Origin of the sequence: Pelagibius sp. Alg239-R121 (assembly GCF_947331435.1) — a bacterium.
Taxonomy (GTDB): Bacteria; Pseudomonadota; Alphaproteobacteria; order Kiloniellales; family Kiloniellaceae; genus Denitrobaculum.
In genome coordinates, this window is sequence record NZ_CAMZOF010000015.1 from 20,433 (window position 1) to 45,433 (window position 25,001).

Genomic DNA, 25,001 nt, shown 5'->3' on the forward strand with positions numbered 1-25,001 from the left:
CAGATAAAAAGAAGCAAAAAGCACGTCATTGGGAGGTCAGTCACATCATGCAGAAAACTCTTGGATACGCGATTCTCGCCGTCCTCGCGGGCGCATCAACCGCACTGGCGGAACCAAGCGGGACATTCCGCCAGGCTCACGAGCTGGGCTTCGGAAGTGCCTCAAGCCTCGACCCGATTTCAAAGGGCCGGGTTTTCCAGATCACCGAAAAAATCATGAACCGCCTGGTTCGGCCCGGTCTCGACGGTAAACCGACACCAGACCTTGCGGTAAGCTGGACCTCCAATGCCGAGGCGACGGAATGGACGTTCGAGCTGCGCGAGGGTGTGAAATTTCATGACGGCACGGCCTTTGATGCCGAAGACGTCATTTACTCGCTTGGACGCGTGCAAGATCCGGAATTGGATTCTCCGGCGGCTTCGACCATTAAGATGGTCGAAAAAATCGAGACCGCAGAGGGAAACAGCATCAAGATGATCTTGTCGGCGCCGTACGCCGACTTGCCGCTGCAGCTTATGGACTATCGTCTGCGGATGATCCCCAGTGGATCGGGCGATGCGATCGCGACAAGCGGCATTGGCACCGGCCCTTTTAAAGTCGTCACGTTCGACGCTGAGGGAACGACAACCCTGGCGGCGAACCCGGACTACTGGGAAGGCGCACCGGGTGTCGCGAGCATGGAGATCATCGGCATCTCGGACGGCCAGGCCCGTCTGCAGGCATTGCTGGGCGGCCAGATCGACATGCTGAGGGGCGTGACGGAACAACAGCGCGTGCTGTTCGAAAAGAGCGATAAATTCGCCCTGCAGGACATTCCGACCGGAAACTGGCGCGGTATCGTCTTTCGCACCGATGTTCCTCCGTTCGACGATGCACGCGTCCGAAAGGCTGTGCGTGTTGCAGCCGACCGCCAAGGCCTGGTCGACCTCGTTCTTGGCGGTGGCGGTGTTGCCAGCTGCGATACACCGGCTGGACCGACGGATCAGTACCGTGCAGAGCTCACCTGCCCTCAGAACATCGAGGAAGCGAAACGCTTGTTGAGCGAAGCCGGGCATCCGGACGGGATCGAATTCGATATCCACGCCAGCAGTCTCGAGCCAAGCTGGGTGACCCTCGCCGAAGCCTATCAGCAGCAGGTTGCCCCCGCCGGGATCAAGGTCAACATCGTTCTGGCGCCGACCGACGGTTACTGGAGCGACGTCTGGCGCAAGAAATCCGTCGCCATGACCCGATGGAACCAACGGCCTGCCGACCAGATCCTGCATGAGGCCTATCTGGGTGGCGCACCCTGGAACGAATCCTATTGGGACAACAAGGATTTCGACGGAACGCTGGCTGCCGCGAGACGTGAACTCGACTTCAACAAGCGACGGGCTCTGTACATCAAGGTTCAGGAGCAACTGTTCGACGAAGGCGGAACGCTGGTCCCCTATCACGTCAATAAGCTTGTGGGCACAACCGCCCGGGTGAAGAACCTGGATGCGGTGGTCAACGACGCGGTACGCTGGCATATGATCACCGTGGATTGACATTGTAGACTGGCGTTATTGATCCGGCTGAACCTAGGTATCGAGATGCAGTGGTTCGGCCGGATCCTGCAAACTACCAGACGAGACGCGGTGCCAACCCTTTCGTGCGCGTGGAAAATTCGATGACCGCTACATTGACGGCTGCACAGATAGAGCAATTCCATCGCGACGGTTTTCTCTTTCCTGTCGAGGCAATGGGCCACGAAGAGATTAGACATTACCGCAGAGAGCTCGAAACCATCGAGCAGCGTTACAGCGAGGAAAATCACGAGCATGCGATCGGCCGCTATCTGCTCGGCGGATCGGCAAACGTCGTTCTGCCGCTTGCTGCGCAGCTCTGCAGCCACCGCGGCATCCTGGATGCCGTCGAAAGCCTCCTAGGTCCCGACTTGTTGGCATGGGGCATTTCTTTCTTCATCAAAGAACCAGGCGACGGCAAAATCGTCACCTGGCACCAGGATCTGACCTACTGGGGTTTGGGAGAAACGTCAGATCAGGTTACGGCCTGGCTGGCGCTCTCGCCCGCAACACCCGTTTCGGGCTGTATGCGGTTCGTGGCCGGATCCCATAAGAACGCCGTCGTTCCGCATAGAGACACCTATTCCGAGAACAATCTGCTTTCCCGTGGGCAGGAGATTGCGGTCGAGGTCAAGGAGGAGCATGCGACAAACATCGAGCTCGCCCCGGGACAGCTTTCGCTTCATCACGGCTTGATGTTCCATTCCTCGGGGCCGAACCAATCTTCGGACCGGCGCATCGGTGTGGCGATCCGTTATGTCAATCCGAGCGTCCGCCAAGAAGTCGGTGCCCGGGACTATGCCCTTCTGGTGCGCGGCGCCGACCGGGTGCGAAACTTTATCCACTTTGCCGCACCGGCGCGCGATTTCGATCCAGCAGACTTGTTACTGCATGAAGAAATTCTAGAAGACAAAGCCGCCGTCAATTTTAGAGATGTGTCCTGAGCCGGTGAAAATGTGCGCGAACCGGAAAGGCCCGATTAGAAAGGCCAAGGCATGATCCAGCTGCTTCTGCGCCGCCTGTTCCTTGGCCTGATCACCATAGGGTTGGTTTCAGGCATCATCTTCGTTTCTGTCGAAGCACTGCCCGGCGACTCCTGCACCGCTTTCCTCGAGCGGGAAGCGGAAGGCAAGCGGCTCGAAAACTGCCGCAACGACCTTGGCCTGAACCGGCCGGCGGCAGTGCGTTATTTCGACTGGGCCGGCAGGGCATTGCAGGGTGACTTCGGGGTCTCGGCCAACGGCACGAAGTCAATCGCCGACATGGTCGGCACCAGACTGCGCAACTCGCTGGTCCTCGCCCTGGCCTCATTGATTATCGGGATCCCATTGGCGATCTTTCTTGGCATCGTCACAGCACTATGGCGCGACCGGCAGCTCGACCTCTGGATCTCCACCATCGCGATTTTCGCCATGACCATACCCGAGTTCGTCAGCGCGACCGTGCTGATTCTCATTTTCAGCGTCTGGCTGGGGTGGCTGCCGGGCATCGTTATCGCCCCGGCACACGCACCGATCTCGCAGCTTCTGCCTGAAGTGATTTTGCCGATCATCGCCATCTCCATGGTAATGACCGCCCACATGCTGCGCATGGTGCGGACCAGCGTCATCGAGGTCATGGCCAGCGACTACGTTCAGATGGCGCGTCTGAAGGGTGTGCCTTACTGGCAAATGGTCTTCCGGCACGTCCTCCCAAACGCCCTGCTGCCTGCAATCAATGTCATCGCCCTGACGGTTGCCTGGCTGTTGGGCGGCGTGGTCGTGATCGAGGTTGTGTTCAACTATCCGGGCCTGGGGCGCTTGATGATCGACGCGATCTCCGACCGCGATCTGCCGGTCGTACAGGCCATCGCGCTGATCCTGGCATTGATCTACGTCGGCGTTAACCTGTCCGCGGACCTCCTCACGATGATCGCCAACCCGCGCTTGCGCACGCTGCACACAAGGAAATCATGACCAGCCTCTCAGATACGGCAGTTGCAGGACAAAAACCGCTTTTGGTACGCGCGGCTGTTGTCATTGGCGACATCGTGTCCCGCCCTTCCGGCTTGATCGGCTTCGGCCTCGTCGTGCTGCACATATTCCTGGCCATCGCCTCCCCCTTCTTCGTGCCCTACGACTACAAGGAAGTAAGCGCCCAGCTGATGCTGCAGGCGCCAAGCGCGGAGCATTGGTTCGGCACCGACCATCTGGGCAGGGATATCTTTACGCGCACGCTGCTGGGGGGACGCGAAGCCTTGATGGTGACTGCGATAGCGACTCCGATCGCCGTCACCTGGGGCGGCTTTCTCGGTGTCCTGTTCGGCTTGTTGGGCGGACGGTTCGACGATGTGCTTATGCGTGTGGTCGATGCTTTTCTGTCTCTTCCCTGGATACTGGTGATGCTCCTGGCCGTGGTGATTTTCGGCTCAAGCTCTCAGGTTCTGATCCCGACCCTCGGCTTCTTTTACGGCATCCCGGTGATCCGCATTGCCCGCGCCGCCACCCACGACGTGGTGGCCCGCGACTTCGTCGTAGCCGCAAGGGCGCGCGGTCAACGTAAAATGACCATTATCGGACGCGAACTGCTGCCCAACGTACTGGATGTCCTTATGGTCGAGGGCGCGATGCGTTGGTCCTGGATGTTGCTGGCCTTCAGTTCGCTGTCGTTCCTGGGTTTCGGCGTTTCCCCACCAACGCCGGACTGGGGTTTGATGATCTCGGACTCGCGCGGTTTCATGTCCTTCGCGCCCTGGGCCGCGCTCGCACCGGTCGTCGGACTCAGTTCACTCATTATCGGGATAAATCTCACGGCCGATGCTTTAGCCAAAGCAATGGGAATAGACCGCGCCCAGAAGGCTCCGCTGTGACAATGACGACCGCGACGAGAACGACCGGGACCACAATGACTGCGCCTGTAACGACTGCGCCTGTATCGCCTGCGCCTTTGATCGAAATCGAGGATCTGAGCATTGGTTTTACCAGCCGGTCGGGCGCGACACTTCCGATCCTGCGCAATATCGATCTGACGATCAACGAAGGCGAAACCGTCGGTCTCGTCGGCGAAAGCGGCTCAGGCAAGAGCACCCTTGCGCTGGCGATGATGGGCTACCTCAAAGGCGGTCTGCGTGTCCTTAATGGCGCTACTTCCTTCCGCGATCGCAATACCTTCGAACTGAGTACCCAGGAATTGGAGCAGATTCGCGGCGGTGAACTGGCATTAATCCCCCAGAATGCCGGACAGTCGTTGACACCGACCCTGCGGATTGGGGCGCAAATCGGTGAGGCCCTGAAACTGCACAGCCGGATCGAGGAAGCCGACTGTCCGGCACGCGTGATTGAGCTCCTGTCCCAAGTGCGCCTCCCCGACCCTGAACAGCTGGTAGAGCGCTATCCCCATGAACTCTCCGGAGGACAGCAACAGCGGGTCGCGATTGCCATGGCACTGGCAGGAGAACCCGATGCCTTACTGCTGGATGAACCCACAACCGGCCTCGATGTCACAACGCAGGCACATGTTCTCGAACTGTTGCGCGATCTCGCGGCCAACACTGGAACAGCGATGGTCTATGTCAGCCATGATCTCGGTGCCATTGCCAGGGTCAGCGACAGGATCGTAGTGATGTATGCGGGCGAAATCGTTCTGGAAGGCAACTCCCGCCAGGTCTTGAGAACGCCCGTACATCCCTATGCCCGCGGCCTGCTTGCCTCGATCCCCAAGCTCGCAGACGCACGCCTGCCGGTCGCCATGGACGGCCGTCCACCCTCACCGGGCGGCACGGGGGCCGGCTGTGCCTTTGCCGATAGATGCGCTCTGGCGGAAGCGCGCTGCAGAGCAGAACAACCGTTGCTGCAGAAAGCCCAGGGCGGCCAGACAGTGCGCTGTCACCTGCAGGAAGAGGTCGCGCATCTGGCGATGCCCGCGAGCGCGACGGCAGAACGCACATCAATCCCCGACCGCACCCCGTCTGTCCTCGACCTGGACGACGTCGCCATCAGCTACGCGCGCCCCGGCCTGCTGGACCAGATTCTGGGACGGCAGTCAAATGCGACTCCTACCGTAGACAATATTTCCATCGCGATCCGAAAAGGAGAGACGATCGGGCTGATCGGCGAATCCGGGAGCGGCAAATCGACGATCCTCAAAGCGATAGCGGGTTTGCTTCCCACCAAAAACGGCAAGATCACTTTTGGAAGCAACGAGGCGCTGCACAGCAATGTCGATAAACGGAGCAACGACCAGCTCAGGCGGATTCAGTTGATTTTCCAGAATCCGGATGATTCGCTTAACCCTCGCCATACCATTGCGGAAATCCTGGCACAGCCGCTCCGGCTCTACTTCGGTTTAACCGGAGACGATCTGCGTGCCCGCAGTGAAGAACTTCTCGAGCGTGTCCGATTGGGCGCACACTATCTAGAGCGGTTGCCCAGCCAGCTTTCCGGCGGTGAAAAACAACGGGTTGCAGTGGCCCGAGCCTTCGCAGCGGATCCTGAACTGGTTTTATGCGACGAGGTCACATCGGCGCTCGACGTCTCGGTGCAGGCTGCTGTTCTCGAACTCTTAAAACAGCTTCAGGAAGATCAGGGCACGACTTACCTTTTCGTCTCGCACGATCTCGCAGTGGTCCGCGCGCTGGCCGACCGGGTTGCCGTTCTTTATCAGGGCCGGCTGTGCGAGATTGGTCCGGCTGAGAGAGTCTACGCATTGCCGTCGCACCCCTATACCGAAGTCCTCTTGGGCGCGGTTCTGGAACCAGACCCGGATACAGCACCCGTCCTGACCGCCGAAGACGTGGTCGAGCTTTCGCCCGTCGCCAATGGATGCTCCTTTCAGCGGCGCTGTCCAAGACGCCTGGGTGCCATCTGCGACAGCACGACCCCGCCCCTTCAGTCGGATGACAAAGGGCATGCGATTCGCTGTCACATTCCCAGGGAGGAATTGTTGGCTCTGCAATCGCAGGACCACGCCCAAGGCGACGCCACTAGTCCGCGGTTAACACAACCCGGCCTGTAATCTTCCCGGCTTTCAAGTCGCTGAGGGTTTCGTTGACCTCGGAAAGCGCGCGGGAGGTGACGGGAATCTCCTGGACCCGACCTGAGCGAACCAACGCGATGAGCTCCCTCAATTCACCACTGCTGCCGACATGGCAACCGCGCACGGTCAACGCCTTTTGCGGCAGCCACGGCAGCGGCATCCGGAAATCTCCCCCGTAGAGACCGACCACCACATAACGTCCGGTCTTCACCAGCGCATGCACCGCAAGACGCGAGGTCGACGGAGCCCCAACGGTATCGAGGACTGCCAAAAGCTGGTTATCTGTGATCCTGCGCAATTCCTCCAATGCATCGTCACGGCTACCGTCCAGCACCGCCTGCGCCCCCATAGATGCCGCCGCCTGCAGTTTCAACGGATCGATGTCGACCGAAATTATCCGCTCATGTCCCATAGCGCGGGCGATCGCGATAGCATTGAGGCCGAGACCACCGGCCCCCATGACCGACAGCCATTCACCGTCGTTCACCGGCCCGATCTTCTTGAGTGCATTATAAACCGTGAGGCCTGAGCAGGCGTGGGGGGCGACAGTGTCAGGATTCAAACCCTCCACATCGATCAGGAACTTCGGATGATCGACCAGAACATGGGTTGCGTAACCTCCGTCGCGAACCAGACCAATGATCCGCATCTCCATGCAGTCGTTTTCCCGGTCTTCCTTGCAGGCCCGGCATTCACCACAGCCGATCCAGGGGAAGACGAGCATCATCTTTCCGAGCGCGAGATCACCGGCCTCCGGCCCGACAGCCAAGACTTCGCCCACGATTTCGTGTCCCATGGTCACGGGAAGACGCATGCCGCGGTCCGCCATTCGGAACTGGCCTTCCTCACCCAGGTCGAAAAAGCCCTCCGCAATATGCAGATCGGAATGACAAACACCTGAACGGCGGACCCGGAGCAGCACCTGAGTCCCCTCCGGTGACGGCACCTCTCTCTCGCGAGCCTTTAGCGGTTTACCAAATTCGACCAGATCATAGCTTCTGTAGGTCGCCACTCGTATCTCCCTGACTCGAAGTTGCTTATAGTATCGTTACCGGATCGAAGATCTTGCTTGGACGGGCTTTGGACAAACGGCCGTAGAGCTGTTCGTCCGGTAACCACGCATCGAGTTTTTCGCGCAAAGTCAAAAGGCGATTGAAATCGATTCCGGTCGCCAGCCCCATGCTCTCCAGCAGATAAACGCAGTCTTCGGTCGCTATGTTGCCTGAGGCGCCCGGCGCAAATGGACAGCCGCCCAATCCACCAAGAGATGCGTCAAAGCGCCGGACACCGGCTTCCAACGCCATGACAACATTGGCGAGCCCCATGCCCCGCGTGTCGTGGAAATGCGCCGCGAGCGGTATCTTACCTACCATACCCGCGACCTGACCATAAATCCGCCGCACCTGCGCCGGATCGGCGTAACCTACCGTATCCGCAATGTTCAGTTCGTCCGCACCCGCCTCCGCAAGCTGCTCAACCAGCTCGAAGACCTGGCGCTCGGATACTTCGCCCTGAATGGTGCATCCGAACGCCGTCGCGATTGCGCCTGAAATCTCCACTGTGCCCTTCAAACCGCGCCGATCGCGCTCGGCCACAAGTTCGCGAAAGGCCGTGACGGAATCTTTGATTGGACGGCGGACATTGGCCAGATTATGCGCCGCGCTGGCGGAGAGCACGAAAACGATCTTTTCCGCACCTTGATCGAACGCCCGTAAAGCTCCCTTTAGGTTGAGAACCAAAACCGCAGCCCGCAGTCCGGCGATCGCCTTAGCGCCCTCCAGAACTTCCGCGGCATCGGCAAATTGCGGGATGACCGACGGCGGAACGAACGAGGTGACCTCGATCTCGGTAAAGCCGGCAGCCACCTGATCCCGGCACCAGTCAAGTTTGTTATTCGCCGGCACAATCTGCTGAATAAGTTGAAGCCCGTCGCGCAGCCCCACTTCCCGGACAGTGACCTGATCCGTCATCGCCTTCCCTCAACGGCCCCGAAACTGCGCTTTGCGTTTTTCATTGAACGCCATCACGCCTTCTCGCCTGTCTTCAGTCACCACTGTACGATTGTATGCTTCGATCTCGAACGCGAGGCCATCTGCAAGCGACATCTGCAGCCCGCGATGGATCGCCAGTTTTGCCTGCCGGACGGCAACCGGCGCATTGCCGGCGATGTTCGCTGCGGTCTCAACTGTTTCGTCAAGAAGCCGATCCTGGGAAAAAATCGCGTTGACCAAGCCCCAGTCCAAAGCCTGCGCAGCGGTAAAAGGTTTTCCAGAAAAAATAAGTTCCTTCGCGCGTTTTTCTCCAACAGCCCGTGCAAGATTTTGCGTACCGCCCGCGCCGGGGATGATGCCGAGTGTGGTCTCGGTCAAGGCAAAACGAGCCCTCTCCGCAGCATAGAGAAAATCCACAGCAGCGGCGATTTCACACCCACCGCCGTAGGCTGCGCCATTGACCGCACCGATAATTGGTAGGGGACAGCCCAAAATCGCCCGGATCATCCGCTCGAAAACCAGGTGCTGCCCGCGCCAGTCTTCATCGCTCATGTCCTTGCGCTCTTTCAAATCGCCACCGGCGCAAAAAGCCTTCGAACCGGCGCCTGTCAGAACCGCGCAACGGGTGTCACCGGGATCCAGCGCAAGCTTTTCGAACAGTTGAACCAGATCCAGTCCCATCTGGGTGTTGATCGCGTTTGCGGATTCTGGCCGGTTGAGCGTTACGACCAACAGGTGAGGCTCTCGAGCCTCCAAAAGAAGAGTCGAATAGTCTTCGCTCGCCATAATACCTTCCATCTGATCGCAATCCACGAACGCCTGAGGCAACGTAAAGTCTCAGGAGTAGCACCCCATAATACAAATAGAATATTTTTGCCGACACCATACCGGAATTCGATATCGTCCATCACATAAGACCCTGCAGATCCGAACCCGGTTGCGCGATCCACTCACCGCATCTGATCATCGATGCGATTTCGCTGGTAAGAATGGCAATAACGGATTCTGTTGCCCGTGTGTTCGACCGATCCGCCGGCATCCCCAAAATGAGCTGTCTGCGCACCTGTGGCGATTCCAAGGTACGGGCTTCGACAGCACCATCCTTGACGTCTTCGGTAACAGCAGAAAGCGGCACGAAGGCATGGTACATGCCACGTGCGACCAATGATTTCAGAACCCTGAAGGAATCACCGTCGAACGCTACGTTGAGGGTGACACCTGCCGATTCCGCCGCAGCATCAACCACGACCCGAATACCGTGTGGCCGGCTCGGTAACGCGAGTGGCAGCGCCGCGGCTTCCTCGAAACGAAGGGTCGCACCGGCACCAGGAAGCGAACCGGGCGGACTGATGATCCCGATATCCTCGTAAAGAAGCTCTTTGGTACGCAGATGGAAATCACCTGACGGACCGTAAAGAAAGGTGAGATCAATGTCGCCGCGCTGAAGCCATTCGATAAGATAACCCGAGTAGCCCTCGGTAAGGCGAAGCGTCACGCCAGGTAGGTCTCGGGCAACACGCTCCACCAACCGCACCGCGAGTACCGAGGTAACCGTCGGCATCAGACCCAGGGCGACATGTCCCTTCACCTCTGCATGCATGGATTGGATATCGTGCACTGATTGCTCGAGCTGCCGGACGAGCCCCGAGACCCTCGCGAGGAGTTCTTTCCCCGGTTCGGTCAGGTCCATGCCGCGGACATGACGGTCGAACAGGGCAACACCCAATTCATGTTCAAGGAGTTTGATCTGACGGGAAAGTGCGGGTTGAGCAATGCGCAGTCGATCAGAAGCCCGGCTCAGCGACCCTGCCTCGGCAACGCAGATGAAGGTCTTCAACTGTTTGAGATCCACCGGGTCTTCCTTCGCAAAATGTTATAGCAGTTATATAAGCATTATAGTTTTTGCATCTCTGTCAATCTCCGAGGCTGGTCTTAGACTGGTTAAGCTGGCCTCAGGATGGGCGAGACTTCGGATAGTCCGACAAGCTATGGGATTGCGACACTTATGGGGCTAAACAACGAACTCGAAGGCGTGATGGTCGTGTCCGTCGAACAGGCAGTGTCGGCGCCGTACTGCGGCCTCCTGCTGGCGGATTCCGGCGCCCGTGTGATCAAGGTCGAGCGGCCCGAAGGCGATTTTGCGCGTGCTTACGACAAGGGTGCCGATGGTCAAGGTGTGTTCTTCGCCTGGATCAACCGCGGAAAGGAATCCGTCTGCGTTAACCTCGATGAACCGAGTGATGCGGCCCTCCTGCAAAACATGCTGCAAAGGGCTGATGTATTCCTTCACAACCTCGCGCCTGGCTCGCTGGCAAAACGTGGGTTTACTGGAACCGAGCTGCGCCGTGATAATCCGAGGCTGATCACCTGCGAAATCACCGGTTACGGCCACGACGGCGAGGCCCTGGAGAAAAAAGCCTACGACCTTCTGGTTCAGGCCGAAAGCGGCCTCTGCGCCGTCACGGGAACTCCCGAGATGCCGGCCCGTGTCGGGATATCGATCTGCGATATCGCGACCGGACTGACAGCTTACTCTGCCGTTCTACGCGCCCTGATCCAACGCGGACGAACCGGTGTTGGGATCGATCTCTCAATTTCCATGTTCGACGTCATGGCGGACTGGATGAATATGCCGTTGCTGGGGCACCGCTACCTCAGCGGTGCTCCTGCGCGCACCGGCCTTAGCCACGCTCTTATCGTTCCTTATGGCGCCTATAGCACTTCGGACGGCAGCAAGATCATGATCGCCATTCAGAACAATCGTGAATGGCGGAACTTTTGCGACAAGGTGCTCGAACGACCCGATCTGTGCCTCGATCCAAAATATGCAAATAATCCCGATCGCGTAGCCAACCGCAGTGCGGTTGACGAAGCCATCGAAGCGGTATTCCAAGAGAAAGACCGAGACGAGTTAATGGCCGTTCTCGGCGCTGCCCGCATTGCCTGTGCCCGGCTCAGCAGCGTGGAGGATCTCACCCAACACACGTTTCTACGAAATCTTCAGATCCAATTTGGCGGCGCAGAGGTTACAGTCGCCGATCTGCCGGTTCAGATCGATGGCGCCCGGGCAACCGAAGTTCCCGTGCTCAACCAACATGGATCGTCAATCCGGCAGGAATTCGGCAGCTAACGGCAGGATTGAAAGAGAACAGCATGCAGAACTATCAGCACTACATTAACGGCACTTGGGTCGAACCTTCCTCAGGCGAATGGTTCGATACCGCCAATCCTTACACGGGAGAAGCCTGGGCGAAGATAGCCCATGGGAGCCCTGCCGATGTCGAAACGGCCGTTTCCGCAGCCAAGGCAGCCTTTGAAAACGGTTGGGCGGACATGAAGCCGACCCAACGCGGGCGCCTTTTATATAAGCTGGCGGATCTGATTGAACGTGACGCCGCACATCTCGCCGAAATCGAGGTCCGCGATAACGGCAAGCTGATCGCGGAGATGTCGGGCCAGACGAAGTACATGGCCGAATGGTATCGCTACTACGGGGGCTTGGCCGACAAGGTTGAGGGGGCAGTCATTCCGACGGACAAGCCGGGCATCTTTAATTTCACTCGTTATGAGCCCCTGGGCGTCATCGGCATGATCACACCCTGGAATTCTCCCCTGCTGCTCCTGGCCTGGAAACTTGCAGCGGCGCTTGCCGCAGGGAACACAGCAGTGATTAAGCCGTCGGAGTTTACCTCCGCCTCGACGCTGGAATTCATGAAGCTGTTCCAGGAAGCCGGCTTCCCGGACGGCGTCGTAAACACGGTGTCCGGATTCGGTGTCGACGTCGGCGCTGCCCTGGTGGCTCACAAGGACGTATCCAAGATCGCTTTCACGGGCTCCGACCTTTCCGGGCAGAAGATCTACGAATCAGCAGCAAAGACGCTGAAGCACATTTCGTTGGAGCTCGGCGGAAAGTCACCCAACATCGTCTTTGAGGACGCCGATATCGAAGCGGCTGTCATGGGAGCTATCTCCGGCATCTTCGCGGCCACAGGGCAGACCTGCATTGCGGGTTCGCGCCTCCTGCTGCAGCGTTCGATCCATGACCGTTTCGTCGAGCGGCTGGTTGAGGTGGCGAAGACAGCAACGATTGGCGACCCCATGTCGCCCGACACGCATGTCGGGCCCGTGACCACACCCCCGCAGTACCGCAAGGTGCTCGACTACATCGAGATCGCGAAACAGGAAGGCGCAAATTGCGTCCTGGGCGGCCACAGCTATTCCGGACCTGGCGCGCAAGGCGGGCAGTTCGTAGAACCAACGATCTTCACCGGCGTAAACAACGCCATGAGGATTGCCCAGGAAGAAGTCTTCGGCCCGGTGCTCGCGGTGATCCCCTTCGATGGAGAAGAAGATGCCATCGCCATCGGTAACGACGTCGACTTCGGTCTTGCCGCCGGAGTCTGGACCCAGGACATCGGCCGCGCGATCCGGATGTCGGAGAAACTTCGTGTCGGCACCGTCTGGATCAACACCTATCGCGCGGTCAGTTTCGCCTCTCCCTTTGGCGGCTTCAAGCGCAGCGGTATCGGGCGCGAAAGCGGCCTCGACGCCATTAAGGAATATATGCAGGTCAAATCCGTCTGGATCGCCCAGGAGACCAGCGTAACCAATCCGTTCATCATGCGCTGAACCGGCTAAGTCTCCGCCGGCAGAGATCGAGAACCTCATGAGCTACGAACTGGATCATCAGGACATTCGCGAAGGCGTTACGCGCCTTTGCGGAGATTTTCCCAGCGAGTATTGGCGGAAATGCGATCGGGAGCAGGCTTATCCAAAGGGTTTCGTCGAGGCCTTGACGGAGGCAGGTTATCTCGGTGCTCTGATCCCAGAAAATTACGGCGGTTCCGGGCTGCCGATCTCGGCCGGCGCCGCAATTCTGGAAGAGATTCACCGGGCAGGCTGCAATGCCGCGGCCTGCCACGCACAGATGTACACCATGGGCACGCTTCTGCGGCACGGCTCTGAGGCGCAAAAACAGAAATACCTACCGGCTATCGCAGAGGGCAACATGCGCCTCCAGGCCTTTGGCGTGACCGAACCGACCAGCGGCACGGACACCACAGCGTTGCGCACGACCGCGCGGCTGGAAGGCGCTAACTACATCGTCAACGGCCAGAAAATCTGGACCTCCCGGGCCGAATACTCGGACCTGATGCTGCTGCTCTGCCGCACGACGCCCCGGGACCAGGTCGCGAAGAGAACAGACGGCCTCTCGGTTCTGTTGGTGGATATGCGCGAAGCACGCGGCGAATCACTGACCATTCGTCCGATCCGTACCATGATGAACCATGCCACAACCGAGATCTTCTTCGACAACATGCCCGTCCCCAGGGCGAACTTGATCGGCGAGGAAGGTAAAGGTTTTCGCCATATTCTCTCGGGCATGAACGCCGAACGCATTTTGGTTTCCGCAGAATGTGTCGGCGACGCCAAATGGTTTATCGACAAGGCCGCCGGCTATTCGAAGGAACGTTCGGTGTTCGGCCGGCCCATCGGTCAGAACCAGGGAATTCAGTTTCCGATTGCACGCGCCTATTCCCAGATGCGCGCCGCTGAATTGATGTTGCGCGAGACCGTTAAACTCTACGATGAGGGAAAAAATCCCGGAGAAGAAGCAAACCTTGCAAAACTGCTTGCTGCCGATGCTTCCTGGGCCGCAGCCGAGGCCTGCCTTCAAACCCATGGCGGATTTGGGTTCGCGGAGGAATACGATGTGGAACGCAAGTACCGCGAAGCGCGTCTGTATCAGGTCGCGCCGATATCGACCAACCTGATCCTGAGTTACGTCGCGGAGCATGTTCTCGACATGCCGCGATCCTACTGAGCGAGGAGGCCAGCAAGCCTGCTTCATGACCACAAGTAAAGCGCAGCTTATTGAACTGCCGGGCGTAACCGAAGCGATTACCGGGTTTGTTGCTGGAATGCATAGCAACGACATTCCCGAAAGCGCGCGTCGTATTGCGCGCCTCTCACTGCTCGATTGGATGGCGGTGGCAATTGCCGGCCGTAACGAACCGGTCAGCCGGATTGTGCGCGAGTTGGTGGCTGAGGAAGACGGCAGACCAGATGCGAGCGTCTTTGGTCACCCCGTCAAGCTGCCCGCGCGCGCGGCGGCGCTGGCCAACGGCGCAATTTCCCACGCACTCGATTACGACGATACCCACTTCCTCTATCTTGGACACCCGAGTGCGGCTGTCCTGCCGGCCGCCCTCGCCGTGGCGGAAAAGAATCGAGTCAACCCGAAGGATTTCCTCGACGCGGCCTTGATCGGGTTTGAAGTTGCCTGCCGCGTTGGCGCCTGGCTCGGCCGCCGGCACTACCAAATCGGTTTTCACCAAACTGCGACAGCCGGCAGCTTCGGCGCCGCAATGGCGGCCGCCCGGCTGCTGAAGCTCGACAAAGAAATGACCGGATATGCTCTTGGACTGGCCGCCACCCGGGCGTCGGGCCTGAAAGCCCAGTTCGGGACCATGGGTAAGCCCTACCACGCCGGAATGGCGGCCTCCAACGGCGTCGAAGCCGCGCTTCTTGCCGCTAGGGGTTTCGTCGCCCGTCCGGACGGTTTGGAATGCGCCCAGGGTTTTGCCGAAACCCATGCAGGAGTAGCAAGCGATCCTTCCCTGATTCTCGATGGCCTCGGTCAGCATTTCGTCTTTGAGGACGTGCAGCACAAGTTCCACGCTTGCTGTCATGGAACGCACGCCGCACTCGAAGCCTTGATCGAACTGCGTGACAGCCATCGTCTCGACGCTAACGACATCGCGTCGGTCACCATCACTGTGCATCCTCGTTATCTGAAAGTCTGCAACATCAGCGAGCCGCAAACCGCGCTGCAGGCAAAGTTCAGCTACCGGTTGACGGCCGCCTTGGTATTGGCCGGTCATGATACGGCAGCGCTCACGACATTTTCCGACGCTAATTGCCGGGATCGAGAACTTACGGTCCTGCGTGACCGGGTTACTGTCACGACGGATGCCGATATGACCGAGACGGCCGCGACGGTCGGCTTAGAACATCTCTCGGACGGGGCAATCAATGGGTATCACGATCTAGCAGCACCGCGTTCGAATGCAGTGCGGGAAACGCGAGTCCGCGATAAGGCGGCGTCGCTGCTTGGCCGTCAGTCTGCCGACGCGCTCTGGGACGAGATCAATGGCTCAAACGGTTTGCTGGAAGAGTGGATCAGGAGGACATGAGAGAGTAGAAGCGGCAGAATTCGATCCGTTAGCGATCAATCAGGACGAAACGCGGTCCGCGATGGCCACGATGCGGTGCATGTCGCGCAGGACCGGCTTTTCGATCAGCTTCCCATCTATGACCACCAGCCCCGTGTCAGCCTCTTCGAAAGCCTCGATGATGCGGCGGGCATTGGCGACCGCCTCCTCGCTCGGCGAAAACACACTGTTGATGATTGGGATTTGCTTGGGATGGATCGAACCCTTGCCGCTGAAACCCAGGTCGCGCGCCAGGATCGCACTTGCCTCCAAGCCCTCAAGGTCCTCAAGGTCGAGGAAGGGCACATCGATAACGTCCATTCCGGCCGCCGCAGCCGCGTGGACCACCCGCGATCGGGCGTAAAGCAAGGGTTCCCAGGCGTTCCGGCAGCGTAGCTCAGCCGCCATATCCACGCCTCCGAAGAACAGGGCATCGATGCGGGCGCTGCAATGGGCGATTTCGAAGGCAGCTTCCAATCCCGCGTTGGTTTCGATGATAACATGCAAACGGCAGGAATGGCCTCGCTCGGTCAGCAGATCATCCAGCCAGATAACTTCGTCGGGTGTCCGGACCTTTGGCAGCATCAGGGCCGGCGGGGGACTGTCAGCCGCCAGAATGGCCTGCACATCCAAAAGACCGAAAGCCTCGCGGAGACAGTTAATGCGCACAATCCGTTCGACCCCATCGTCGGCTTGGGGAACCTCAAACAGCGCCAGCGCATGTTTTCGCGCTTCATCTTTATCTTTCGGTGCAATGCCGTCTTCGAGTTCGACACAGACAATGTCGGCGCCCGACGCCAGGGCCTTTGGAAACATCTCGGGCTTGAGTCCGGGAGAGAAGATGAAGCTGCGGCGCGGCCTGACCAGACGCCCTTCGTTCGTTGTCATTTCTTTTCCATCAGGTTCGCAACCTGCCCGTTGTCCGCATCAACCAATTTGCCACCAGCAACTCTGACAAGGCACTCGCCTTTCCAGCACTGGTCTGCTCGCCAATCCAACGAGCAGAAGTGTCGATAGCCGAAAGCTTGGATGCCAATAGAATGTCTGTGGGAATGCCATAGCAAATTTCGATAGTGACTGTCACGGGGTGCCGATTTATCCCACCTCCGTTGCGGTTAGCGGTCGTCTAACAGTCGCGACCAATTTTGCAGGTCATGGTTACTGAGCCGCGGCCCCCTAATTTGCGACCAGCCGCAGCTTCTGCGGATCAAAGTTGATGGATACGTTTTCTCCAACCGATAGGGGGTCCAGGGTCGCATCGCTGATTGCAAAGAGCTGGCCTAGTTCCCCGTCCAGGGAATAGTGGATTTGATTCCCAAGGTAGGCCGCGTAGGTGATGTTTCCCTCGAATTCACCTTGGCTTTTGTCGCGCGACAGCCGGATCTGATGGGGCCGGAGCACCATTTTCGCGGCACCTGTTTGGCCGGGCTGAATAGGTAGCTCTATGCATTTTGAAACAACCTCAATTCTGGTGGCACTGCCATTTAACGACAGCACCTCACAATCGATCAGGTTTGCGTCGCCGATGAAATCCGCGATGAAGGAGGAGTTGGGGCGCTCATAGAGATCGTGCGGCGATCCTTCCTGGGCGATTTCAGCGTTGCGCATGACAATAATTCTGTCGGAAACCGCCATGGCTTCCTCCTGGTCGTGCGTGACATAGACGGCGGTCAGGCCCAGAGTTTGCTGGATTTGCCTGATCTCTTCGCGAACGTGCCGGCGCAGTTTTGCGTCGAGATTGGACAAAGGCTCGTCGAGCAGCAGGACTTCAGGCTCCAAGACGATTGCGCGCGCAACGGCAACCCGCTGCTGCTGCCCGCCTGACAGTTCGCTCGGAATGCGACCGCCGAAATCCGACAGTCCGACCAACGACAAGCCTTCTTCTGCCCTTTCCTGCGCTTCCTTTTTAGGAACCGACTTTACGGTCAGTCCATAAGCAACATTTTCCAACACTGTCATATGCGGGAAGAGCGCATAAGACTGGAACACCATCGATACCTTTCGATACGTCGCCGAAAGACGGGTTACGTCTTCACCACCGATGAAGATGCTCCCTTCAGACGCAGTCTCCAGCCCGGCAATAAGGCGCAGGGTCGTGGTCTTTCCGCAGCCGCTGGGACCCAACAGAGTGACCAGTTGTCCTGGTTCGATGGCCAGCGAGAGTTTCTTGAGTGCGGTGACCGCCCCAAACTTCTTTACAACACCGTCAAAGCGGACGGAACCTGGTATGCTGTTACTCATTCTTCGTCTCCGAATTATGTCTTGGATTCCCGCTCAGGCGATCTGTTCCACCCGGTCCGCACGGCGTAACCGCCGTTTTCCAATCGCCAGCTGAAGCAAGAGGATGGCCGTGAGCATGGTGACGATCAAAACTGCTGAGTAGGCAATCGCCAGCCCAAACTCGCCGTTTTCCACGCGGCCCACGATAAAGGAGGTCGCCATGTTGTGTTTGGCGCTGACCAGGAAGATGACGGCACTGACCGAGGTAATAGCCCGCACGAAGCTGTAGGTCAGCGCAGCCATCAAGGCCGGGCCCAGCAAGGGCGCGATGACACGGCGAACCGTCGTGAAACTGTTTGCTCCCAGCGTGATGGAGGCCTCGTCCAGGCTCCTGTCGAGCTGCGACATGGCGGCTATACCGCCACGCACCCCCACCGGCATGTTTCTGAAGACGAACACAATGATCAGGATAATGCTTGTGCCTGTGAGTTCGATCGGCGGGAAGTTGAAGGCCATGACATAGCTGACACCGATCACCGTGCCTGGGATCGCAAAACTCAGCATAGTGCTGAATTCAAATATGTTTTTTCCGGCGAACTTCTGTCTGACGAGAAGATAGGCCGTGGACAGCCCCACAAGAGCCGTTAAGGGGGCCGCAATCGATGCAATGGTGAGGGTTGTGAAATAACTGTCCCAGGCAACGCCGCTCCAACGAATGCCGCGCGAGAAATCGATAGCAAAGGCCCGCAGATAATGGTCCAGGGTAAAGCTGTGATCGTAGCCCCAGAGCTTCACGAAACTGCCGAAGACGATCATACTGTAGACAATGGCTGTAAAGGCCGCCCACGGCAGAGCCGTAGCGTAGCAGGCGAACCTGACCGTGCGGTTGAGCGCCGCATGCCTGCCCGAATCGGCTTTGCCGGTAACGGTCGCATAAGATCCCGTACCGACCCATCGGCGCTGAATCAGGAAGGCGCCAAGAGTTAGAGTAAGTAGCGCGATCGCTAGAATGGCCGCCTTTGCCGGATCGGCAACCGCCCCGACAATCGCGAAGTAAATCTCGGTTGAAAGCACGTTGAAGTTGCCGCCCAGCACAAGTGGGTTTCCGAAATCGGCCAGGCTTTCGATAAAGCCCAGCAGGAAGGCGTTTGCCAGTCCCGGACGCATGAGAGGCAGAGATACGTAGCGAAAGGTTTGCCAGCGGTCGGCGTCCAGGGTTTGCGAGGCTTCTTCCATGGACGGACTCACCCCTTCGACCACGCCGATCAACACCAGAAAGGCGATCGGCGTGAAGGAAAGCAGCTGCGCCAGATAGATGCCGCCAAAGCCGTAGAGCCAACGTGTTTTTTCCACACCGAAGAGGTTCGCAAAGATCTCAGTCGCAACCCCTGTGCGGCCGAACAAAAGGATCAGGGCCAAGCCGATGACAAAGGGCGGCGTGATGATCGGAAGTACGGTCAGGATCCGAAGCAGTGGCTTGGCTTTGAATTGCGTCCGCGTAAAGATGAGGGCGAAGGCAAGTCCCAGAAGAGTGGTTCCCGCCCCCGTCATAACAGCCAGGAACACGGAATTGACGGCGGGCCCGCAATATCCACGGCCGATCAGACATCCCAATCCCCAGATGTCCGAGGCAAGAAACCGCGGCAAAAATCCGCTCAATGCGTAGGAGCCATCGGAGAGTTCGAAGGCGCGAACCAAGATATGAGCAACGGGGAAGAAGACGAAAACGCCAACCAGTGTGACGATCAGACCAATCAGTCCGATTACGAACGCGTCGCCTCTCCCCTTTCCGAGAGCGGAAATGCTTGTCGTCAGCACAAACAGCAGCGCCAGAACTGAGACGGCCGCGCCGGCACCGAAGCCCGTCTGACCTTCTGTTCCGGCGACCGAGGAAAGCAGGCCGGGGAGCAGAACCGGACCGTCGCGTACAATGATCAATCCCTGAAGCGCCGTCAGAAGAAGACCCGCTGCGGCTGTGCCGACAAGGGTCCGTGCGCGGATCACGGAATTGGCAATCATGACGTTCGCGGCAGCGCTCACTATCAGAGCGCCGAGAGTAGGCGAGAGCCACATGCGGTCGAACAGCAGCAATAGAATGGCGCCGGGTGCGTTCTCTTCGGCGCGTAAATTGTTCAACCAGAGGAATGACCAAAAGCCACTATCCACTGCATACCAGGGCAGCAGGCAAAAACCAGCCATCCCCACAATCAGCCAGAGGCCGGTTGTGCGTGTCATCTTCTTCGTCCTTGCTTGATATGGCGGGTTGGGTTGACGGGTCGACACCCCCGCTCCGTCCTCTGCCCCGCCCTCTGCCGGAGCGCGTCCGGGAAAACGGTCCCTCGCGCTCCGGCTATGAGGTCTGCGGCCCGCTACCGGCCTACCGGTTTGACCTGTTCGTCCCAGCGGGACAACAGGCGCGCGCGCGTTTCGGACGCACCGTAAGTGGCGAAGTCATAGTCAATCAGCTTGATTGATGCGAGATCGGGAGATTCGGGCGGCACGGTCGCGTTGCTGTTCGACGGCACGTTGTAGGTACCGACCTCAGGCCCGCGAGATTGCGCCTTTGCGCTCAGCACGAATTGCACCCATTTCTTTGCGGCATCCACATTCCTGGCGCCGCTGATGACGCTGACACCGCCGACTTCATACCCCGTACCTTCGCAGGGCGACACGATTTTCAGGGGAAAACCGGCCTTCGCCAGTTTTACCATGTCATGCATGAAGCCGATGGAGATCGTCGTCTCTCCCCGGGCTGCCGCTTTGCTCGGCGCCGAACCGGATTTTGTGTACTGATTGACGTTTCTGCCGATTTCCGCGAGGAGACGAAAGGCCTCGTCTTCACCAAAAAGCTGCACGAAGGTCGCGAGTTCGGTGTAAGCGGTGCCGGAACTGTTGGGATTGGCAACCTGGATTTCGCCGCTGTAGGACGGATCTGTCAGATCTTTCCAGCAGACCGGCGGCTGAAGGCCTTTTTCGGCCAGGACGTCGGCATTGTAGGCGATCCCCAGTGCACCGGCATGGATGCCGACTGTTTTCCCGCCGGAAATCTCCGCCATGTTGATGGACCAGCCAAGCAGTTCCGAGGTGTCTGCACCGGATGGCTGGGTAAGGTTCTCGGCAGCCGCGATCAGATGCGGATCCCCCGTGCCGCCCCACCAGACGTCGATTTTTGGATTGCCCGCCTCTGCCCGGATCTGCGCGAGAGTCTCGCCGGTGCTCTTCCGGACCATGGAGACGTCGATCCCCGTTTCCCCTTCAAAGGCGTTGACCATAAGGTCGCACCAGTCCTGTTCGTTGCTGCAAACAACATTCAGATCGTCGGCGAATGCCTGCCCGGCTGAAAAAGCGGCTGCGAATGCGATTGCGCTAATTAACGAGATTTTCTTCATATTTTCCTCCCAAAGGTTTGGCTCGCAAATCACATTCACCGAGCTTGGCGAAGTGTTCTGCGACCGTTCCAATGGTAAGAGTTGGAGACCGTCAATCGCGAGTACGGCCCAATTAACAATCCTACAGAACAGAAGCCGACAGATTAACAATGTTACAAATGTTTCAAACCTTGGAGAGAAAACAAATCAAAAACAGGAAGATTTGTATAGTTGGTTTGTGCAAGTCTGAATGACCAGAGCATAGGGCAGCAGTTCCGGGGGTTTACCCCGATACGGGAAAGAGACAATGCAAAGTTCTGCGCGGACGCCCGCTGAAAAGCGGCCCAGGGTGGCGATCGTCGATGACGATCCCGACGTCCGCTTTACTCTGGAGGCCCTGCTGCATGAGAACGGGTTCGACGCGGTTCCGCTCGCCGGGAGCAAGGATTACTTTGATCTCGGCACACCCCCAAATATTGATCTGGTCCTGATCGATCTTAAACTGAACGGAGAATCCGGACTGTCCCTTGCCATCAATGTCAGGGAGCAGCATGACATACCAATCGTGATGCTTACCGGGGTCGGAGATGAAGTCGACAAGATCGTAGGCCTGGAAACCGGCGCTGACGATTATCTGACAAAGCCCTTCAATCCCCGCGAATTGATAGCGCGCATCCGCGCCGTCCTGAGGCGGTGCGGCGTCCTGCACAGCGGCGGTTCATCTCCCCAGGCGCCGGCGTCCGATGCACTGCGGTTCGGCGACAAGCTTCTCGACCGGTCGAAACGGGAACTCCTCAACACGGCGGGCGAAGAGATCCCCCTGACCAACGCCGAGTATCGCCTGCTTGAGTTTTTTCTCCGCAATCCCAACCGCGTCATTCCGCGCGCAGAAATGCTGAGTGAACTCGGAAACGATCTCTCACAGTATGTCGATAGAACCATCGACGTGCTGATCCTGCGATTACGGCGAAAAATCGAGAGCGTGCCTTCGAAGCCCGTGCACCTTCAGACCCGCAGAGGCCAGGGATACATTTTTGTCGATCATCCGGGTCATACGCGGGAATGAAAATACCCTCCGTCCCGAAACCGGATATCAGACAGCGCCTATGGATTGCGCTTGCACTTTTGGCGGCTTCCACACTGTTCGTTGGGGGCATTGCCTGGTATGCGCTGGACCGCGCCGATACAAGCCTGGAAGAACTGCATAGCCAGACACTTGGGGAAGTAGCCCGCTCGCTCAAACTCTCCAAGCAGTCTTCCGACCTTGCGACATCCGCACCGTTTTTGCTGAACCTCAAATCGCCCTATCTGATTCGCAGAGAAGGCAGGAAGCTGCTGCAGGCGCTTGAAGCTGTGGCCGATGACTGGCCGACGGACGAGTTTCGAAGCCGAACCACCGTCTACGCCTATGAAGAGGAAATCGCGATTGCCGTGCTGGAGATGAAAACGGCCGTCGCCGACCTGGTGGAGGCCGCCGGGCAACTGAGCTCCGAAAGGGATCAAACAATCGCGCTCAATGCCCGTCTTTCGGATCTTGAGAATGCCATCTATCGCGGGTCGATAAATCCCGAGGGCAGCGCTGCCGAAAGGCGCGCCTGGTTATCGCTTCAGGTCATCGTGAAAGAACTCGTCGGTGCGGGAAAGGCGGGAAACCTGCTTGGCGTTGGAGAGCATCGTAGAAAGTATCAGGCGGAACGGGCAAGATTCGAAGACTATGCCGCAGAGGGACCGCATTGGGGAATCGTCGAAAATTTGGACAAAATGGCGGCAGGTCCTAGCGGTATCTTCTACGTTCGCCGACGCGAACTGTCTTACAATCGTGCCAGTCAGAACGCTCTGTTTCGCATTCGCTATAATGCCAGCACGATTGGAGAGCTTGCAGCGAAGTTTGCCGCCAGCGCCGAAGAGTTCCTGTCCCGTGAAAGATCCAAAACAACGACCTCGATCAAGTTCGCGAAGGTCGTGGTTCTGGCCGCCGTGATCGCAAGTGTCGTCCTCGCTCTGATTTCCTCGATCTTTGTATCGGGCTATGTCACCGGCAACATCAAGGCGATATCGGATGCGATGATGCGCCTCGCCGGCGGCGACCGGGAAACGCACCTCAAGAAAAAGCCTACTGCCAACGATGAAATCGGCAAGCTTCTGCACTCGTTCCGAGTCTTCCGGGCAAACGCACTCCGGCTTGACCGGACCAATCGACAACTGCACCAGAAGAACGCTTTGTTCGAAAAGATCTTTGCCAATATCACCGATGGTATTGCGATCACAAACGACGCGGGACAGCTGACCGCGGCAAACCCGAATTTTGCACGCGTCCTTAAGCTCGACGATGAGTCGATGGCGCTAAAATCCAGTGTTTCCGACGCGCTCGCCAAGAGCAGCTATGCCGCCGAAGCAAAAGAAACGGGCCTTGACGCGGATTTCAATGGCTTTGCAGAGATCCATAGTGCAAGCGGACAGTATCTTGAGATCCGTTGCAGCCGCTTGCCCGACGGCGGCGGAATCTGGCTTTTCTCCGATGCCACGGAACGCCGGAAAATTGACGAACGGCTTCGGCAGATCCAGCGGATCGAGAGTCTTGGCAAGGTCACCGGAGAGGTTGCCCATGACTTCGGAAACATCCTTTCGACCATCTCCAGCAATCTGCATTTGATGGAGAACACCAAGCCGGATCAAACCCCCAATGCGTTGGTGCAACGCATCTCCAATGCCGTCGAAATCGGTATATCCCTAACCCAGCGCCTCCTTGCTTTCGCCCGAAAGCAACGCCTTGAGCCCGAGATCACCGAGTTAAACACACTCGTGGAAGGCTTGACCGATCTTGTCGGCATCGGCCTGAAACACAGCGTAGCGCTTGAAACGGCTTTTGCTCCGCGTGAGCTGTTCGTCCGGGTGGATCCCGGGCAATTGGAAAGCGCCATTCTGAACCTCTGCCTGAACAGCAATCAGGCCATTGAAGGCCATGGCGAAATCCGAATTTCGATCTTTGCGCTGTCCGACAGCACTGCCGCTATCGAGGTCAAGGACACTGGAGCAGGGATGGATGAAGACACCATTACGCACGCCCTGGAGCCTTTCTTTTCAGCACGCAGTGATGGCCAGGGCACAGGGCTTGGACTGTCGATGGTTTACGGCTTCATCAAACAAACCGGTGGCGATATTCAGATCGAAAGCGAGGTCGGTAAGGGAACAGCCGTTCGTCTGATTCTGCCGTTGCAAGCGGACACAGCGGTCGGATCTTCCAGCACCCATACGCCGATCAAAAAAGTGCTGCTGGTCGAGGACGAAGCTGACGCACTGACCCATGCGTCTACGCAGCTGCAGGAATTGGGTCTGAGTGTTGTCGAAGCCCGGACCTACGCCTCAGCCTGTCATGCCTTAGAAGAACACCAGGGCTTCGACGCGCTGATCACAGATCTCCAACTCGATGATGGAAATACCGGATGGTCACTTGCTGAGCGCGTGCTTAGAGAACGAAAAGGCATGCACGTGATAATCGCTTCCGGCAGGCTTCCCCGGCGCCATCCGCTCGCACTGGAATTCAGCGACCGACTGACCTGCATTCCAAAGCCGGTCAGCTTCGAAACACTCTCGACAGCACTGACCCGCCAGCCCTTCCACGAAGGCAAGGACCAACCATAGTCAGGG

Annotated in this window: 19 protein-coding genes; 11 read left to right on the forward strand and 8 right to left on the reverse strand. The window is 58.2% G+C overall.

What is annotated here, in order from left to right; all coding sequences use genetic code 11:
- Positions 1–47 precede the first annotated feature (47 nt).
- The 5 genes from QMZ18_RS34045 to QMZ18_RS34065 all read left to right on the forward strand — a co-directional run bounded on the left by QMZ18_RS34045 (position 48) and on the right by QMZ18_RS34065 (position 6,539).
- Entirely contained in the window at positions 48–1,529 is a 1,482-nt protein-coding gene (locus QMZ18_RS34045; protein ID WP_282610906.1) for an ABC transporter substrate-binding protein, read from the forward strand.
- 122 nt (positions 1,530–1,651) lie between these two features.
- Complete coding sequence (locus tag QMZ18_RS34050; protein WP_282610907.1) at positions 1,652–2,491, forward strand: phytanoyl-CoA dioxygenase family protein; 840 nt, start codon at positions 1,652–1,654, stop codon at positions 2,489–2,491.
- 51 nt (positions 2,492–2,542) lie between these two features.
- Positions 2,543–3,502: an ABC transporter permease gene (locus tag QMZ18_RS34055; RefSeq protein ID WP_282610908.1), complete on the forward strand. Its 960-nt coding sequence runs from the start codon at positions 2,543–2,545 to the stop codon at positions 3,500–3,502.
- Entirely contained in the window at positions 3,499–4,395 is an 897-nt protein-coding gene (locus QMZ18_RS34060; RefSeq protein ID WP_282610909.1) for an ABC transporter permease, read from the forward strand. The genes QMZ18_RS34055 and QMZ18_RS34060 overlap by 4 nt, the downstream gene beginning before the upstream one ends.
- Positions 4,396–4,397: 2 nt before the next feature.
- Entirely contained in the window at positions 4,398–6,539 is a 2,142-nt protein-coding gene (locus QMZ18_RS34065) for an ABC transporter ATP-binding protein (RefSeq protein ID WP_282610987.1), read from the forward strand.
- Here the strand turns inward: QMZ18_RS34065 and QMZ18_RS34070 are convergent.
- From QMZ18_RS34070 to QMZ18_RS34085, 4 genes are all read right to left on the reverse strand, one after another.
- On the reverse strand, positions 6,508–7,572 hold the full coding sequence (locus QMZ18_RS34070; protein ID WP_282610910.1) for an alcohol dehydrogenase: 1,065 nt from the start codon (positions 7,570–7,572) through the stop codon (positions 6,508–6,510). The two genes, QMZ18_RS34065 and QMZ18_RS34070, sit on opposite strands and share 32 nt — an antisense overlap.
- A gap of 25 nt (positions 7,573–7,597) precedes the next feature.
- A complete protein-coding gene (locus QMZ18_RS34075) occupies positions 7,598–8,530 on the reverse strand; it encodes a hydroxymethylglutaryl-CoA lyase (protein WP_282610911.1) in 933 nt (310 codons plus the stop codon).
- Between the two features lie 9 nt (positions 8,531–8,539).
- Positions 8,540–9,337 (reverse strand): enoyl-CoA hydratase-related protein, encoded by a 798-nt coding sequence (locus QMZ18_RS34080; RefSeq protein WP_282610912.1) that lies wholly within the window; start codon positions 9,335–9,337, stop codon positions 8,540–8,542.
- A 121-nt stretch (positions 9,338–9,458) separates the two neighbouring features.
- Positions 9,459–10,403, reverse strand: a complete 945-nt coding sequence (locus QMZ18_RS34085) for a LysR family transcriptional regulator (RefSeq protein WP_282610913.1) — start codon at positions 10,401–10,403, stop codon at positions 9,459–9,461.
- A 153-nt stretch (positions 10,404–10,556) separates the two neighbouring features.
- On the opposite strand from QMZ18_RS34085, the gene QMZ18_RS34090 reads away from it, so the two are divergent.
- Genes QMZ18_RS34090 through QMZ18_RS34105 form a run of 4 tightly spaced genes read left to right on the forward strand, consistent with a single transcriptional unit; the run spans position 10,557 to position 15,747 of the window.
- Entirely contained in the window at positions 10,557–11,681 is a 1,125-nt protein-coding gene (locus QMZ18_RS34090; RefSeq protein ID WP_282610914.1) for a CaiB/BaiF CoA-transferase family protein, read from the forward strand.
- Positions 11,682–11,704: 23 nt separating this feature from the next.
- Positions 11,705–13,180, forward strand: a complete 1,476-nt coding sequence (locus QMZ18_RS34095) for an aldehyde dehydrogenase (protein ID WP_282610915.1) — start codon at positions 11,705–11,707, stop codon at positions 13,178–13,180.
- A gap of 37 nt (positions 13,181–13,217) precedes the next feature.
- Positions 13,218–14,375 carry an acyl-CoA dehydrogenase family protein gene (locus QMZ18_RS34100; protein ID WP_282610916.1) on the forward strand — a complete coding sequence of 386 codons (1,158 nt, stop codon included), beginning with the start codon at positions 13,218–13,220 and terminating at the stop codon, positions 14,373–14,375.
- Between the two features lie 25 nt (positions 14,376–14,400).
- Positions 14,401–15,747 (forward strand): MmgE/PrpD family protein, encoded by a 1,347-nt coding sequence (locus QMZ18_RS34105; RefSeq protein WP_282610917.1) that lies wholly within the window; start codon positions 14,401–14,403, stop codon positions 15,745–15,747.
- Positions 15,748–15,786: 39 nt separating this feature from the next.
- Here the strand turns inward: QMZ18_RS34105 and QMZ18_RS34110 are convergent, their stop codons facing one another.
- The 4 genes from QMZ18_RS34110 to QMZ18_RS34125 form a co-directional block, all read right to left on the reverse strand.
- Positions 15,787–16,653: a CoA ester lyase gene (locus QMZ18_RS34110; RefSeq protein ID WP_282610918.1), complete on the reverse strand. Its 867-nt coding sequence runs from the start codon at positions 16,651–16,653 to the stop codon at positions 15,787–15,789.
- Positions 16,654–16,941: 288 nt separating this feature from the next.
- The gene (locus QMZ18_RS34115) at positions 16,942–18,006 is read right to left on the reverse strand and encodes an ABC transporter ATP-binding protein (RefSeq protein WP_282610919.1); all 1,065 of its coding nucleotides are present in this window, start codon (positions 18,004–18,006) and stop codon (positions 16,942–16,944) included.
- A 33-nt stretch (positions 18,007–18,039) separates the two neighbouring features.
- Positions 18,040–20,220, reverse strand: a complete 2,181-nt coding sequence (locus QMZ18_RS34120; RefSeq protein ID WP_282610920.1) for an iron ABC transporter permease — start codon at positions 20,218–20,220, stop codon at positions 18,040–18,042.
- Positions 20,221–20,354: 134 nt separating this feature from the next.
- Complete coding sequence (locus tag QMZ18_RS34125; RefSeq protein ID WP_282610921.1) at positions 20,355–21,374, reverse strand: ABC transporter substrate-binding protein; 1,020 nt, start codon at positions 21,372–21,374, stop codon at positions 20,355–20,357.
- Positions 21,375–21,660: 286 nt separating this feature from the next.
- Between QMZ18_RS34125 and QMZ18_RS34130 the strand changes: the two genes are divergently transcribed.
- Together QMZ18_RS34130 and QMZ18_RS34135 are read left to right on the forward strand one after the other, a co-directional pair.
- Positions 21,661–22,419 carry a response regulator gene (locus QMZ18_RS34130; protein ID WP_282610922.1) on the forward strand — a complete coding sequence of 253 codons (759 nt, stop codon included), beginning with the start codon at positions 21,661–21,663 and terminating at the stop codon, positions 22,417–22,419.
- Positions 22,416–24,995, forward strand: coding sequence for an ATP-binding protein (locus tag QMZ18_RS34135; RefSeq protein WP_282610923.1), 2,580 nt, complete (start codon positions 22,416–22,418; stop codon positions 24,993–24,995). Before QMZ18_RS34130 ends, QMZ18_RS34135 begins: the two co-directional genes overlap by 4 nt.
- The last annotated feature ends 6 nt before the right edge of the window (positions 24,996–25,001 follow it).

Excerpts from the sequence above, each read along its gene's own strand:
- QMZ18_RS34045 (WP_282610906.1), top strand. The coding sequence starts at position 48 with ATGCAGAAAACTCTTGGATACGCGATTCTCGCCGTCCTCGCGGGCGCA.
- QMZ18_RS34050 (WP_282610907.1), top strand. The coding sequence starts at position 1,652 with ATGACCGCTACATTGACGGCTGCACAGATAGAGCAATTCCATCGCGAC.
- QMZ18_RS34055 (WP_282610908.1), top strand. The coding sequence starts at position 2,543 with ATGATCCAGCTGCTTCTGCGCCGCCTGTTCCTTGGCCTGATCACCATA.
- QMZ18_RS34060 (WP_282610909.1), top strand. The coding sequence starts at position 3,499 with ATGACCAGCCTCTCAGATACGGCAGTTGCAGGACAAAAACCGCTTTTG.
- QMZ18_RS34065 (WP_282610987.1), top strand. The coding sequence starts at position 4,398 with ATGACGACCGCGACGAGAACGACCGGGACCACAATGACTGCGCCTGTA.
- QMZ18_RS34075 (WP_282610911.1), bottom strand. The coding sequence starts at position 8,530 with ATGACGGATCAGGTCACTGTCCGGGAAGTGGGGCTGCGCGACGGGCTT.
- QMZ18_RS34080 (WP_282610912.1), bottom strand. The coding sequence starts at position 9,337 with ATGGCGAGCGAAGACTATTCGACTCTTCTTTTGGAGGCTCGAGAGCCT.
- QMZ18_RS34090 (WP_282610914.1), top strand. The coding sequence starts at position 10,557 with ATGGGGCTAAACAACGAACTCGAAGGCGTGATGGTCGTGTCCGTCGAA.
- QMZ18_RS34095 (WP_282610915.1), top strand. The coding sequence starts at position 11,705 with ATGCAGAACTATCAGCACTACATTAACGGCACTTGGGTCGAACCTTCC.
- QMZ18_RS34100 (WP_282610916.1), top strand. The coding sequence starts at position 13,218 with ATGAGCTACGAACTGGATCATCAGGACATTCGCGAAGGCGTTACGCGC.
- QMZ18_RS34105 (WP_282610917.1), top strand. The coding sequence starts at position 14,401 with ATGACCACAAGTAAAGCGCAGCTTATTGAACTGCCGGGCGTAACCGAA.
- QMZ18_RS34110 (WP_282610918.1), bottom strand. The coding sequence starts at position 16,653 with ATGACAACGAACGAAGGGCGTCTGGTCAGGCCGCGCCGCAGCTTCATC.
- QMZ18_RS34115 (WP_282610919.1), bottom strand. The coding sequence starts at position 18,006 with ATGAGTAACAGCATACCAGGTTCCGTCCGCTTTGACGGTGTTGTAAAG.
- QMZ18_RS34120 (WP_282610920.1), bottom strand. The coding sequence starts at position 20,220 with ATGACACGCACAACCGGCCTCTGGCTGATTGTGGGGATGGCTGGTTTT.
- QMZ18_RS34125 (WP_282610921.1), bottom strand. The coding sequence starts at position 21,374 with ATGAAGAAAATCTCGTTAATTAGCGCAATCGCATTCGCAGCCGCTTTT.
- QMZ18_RS34130 (WP_282610922.1), top strand. The coding sequence starts at position 21,661 with ATGCAAAGTTCTGCGCGGACGCCCGCTGAAAAGCGGCCCAGGGTGGCG.
- QMZ18_RS34135 (WP_282610923.1), top strand. The coding sequence starts at position 22,416 with ATGAAAATACCCTCCGTCCCGAAACCGGATATCAGACAGCGCCTATGG.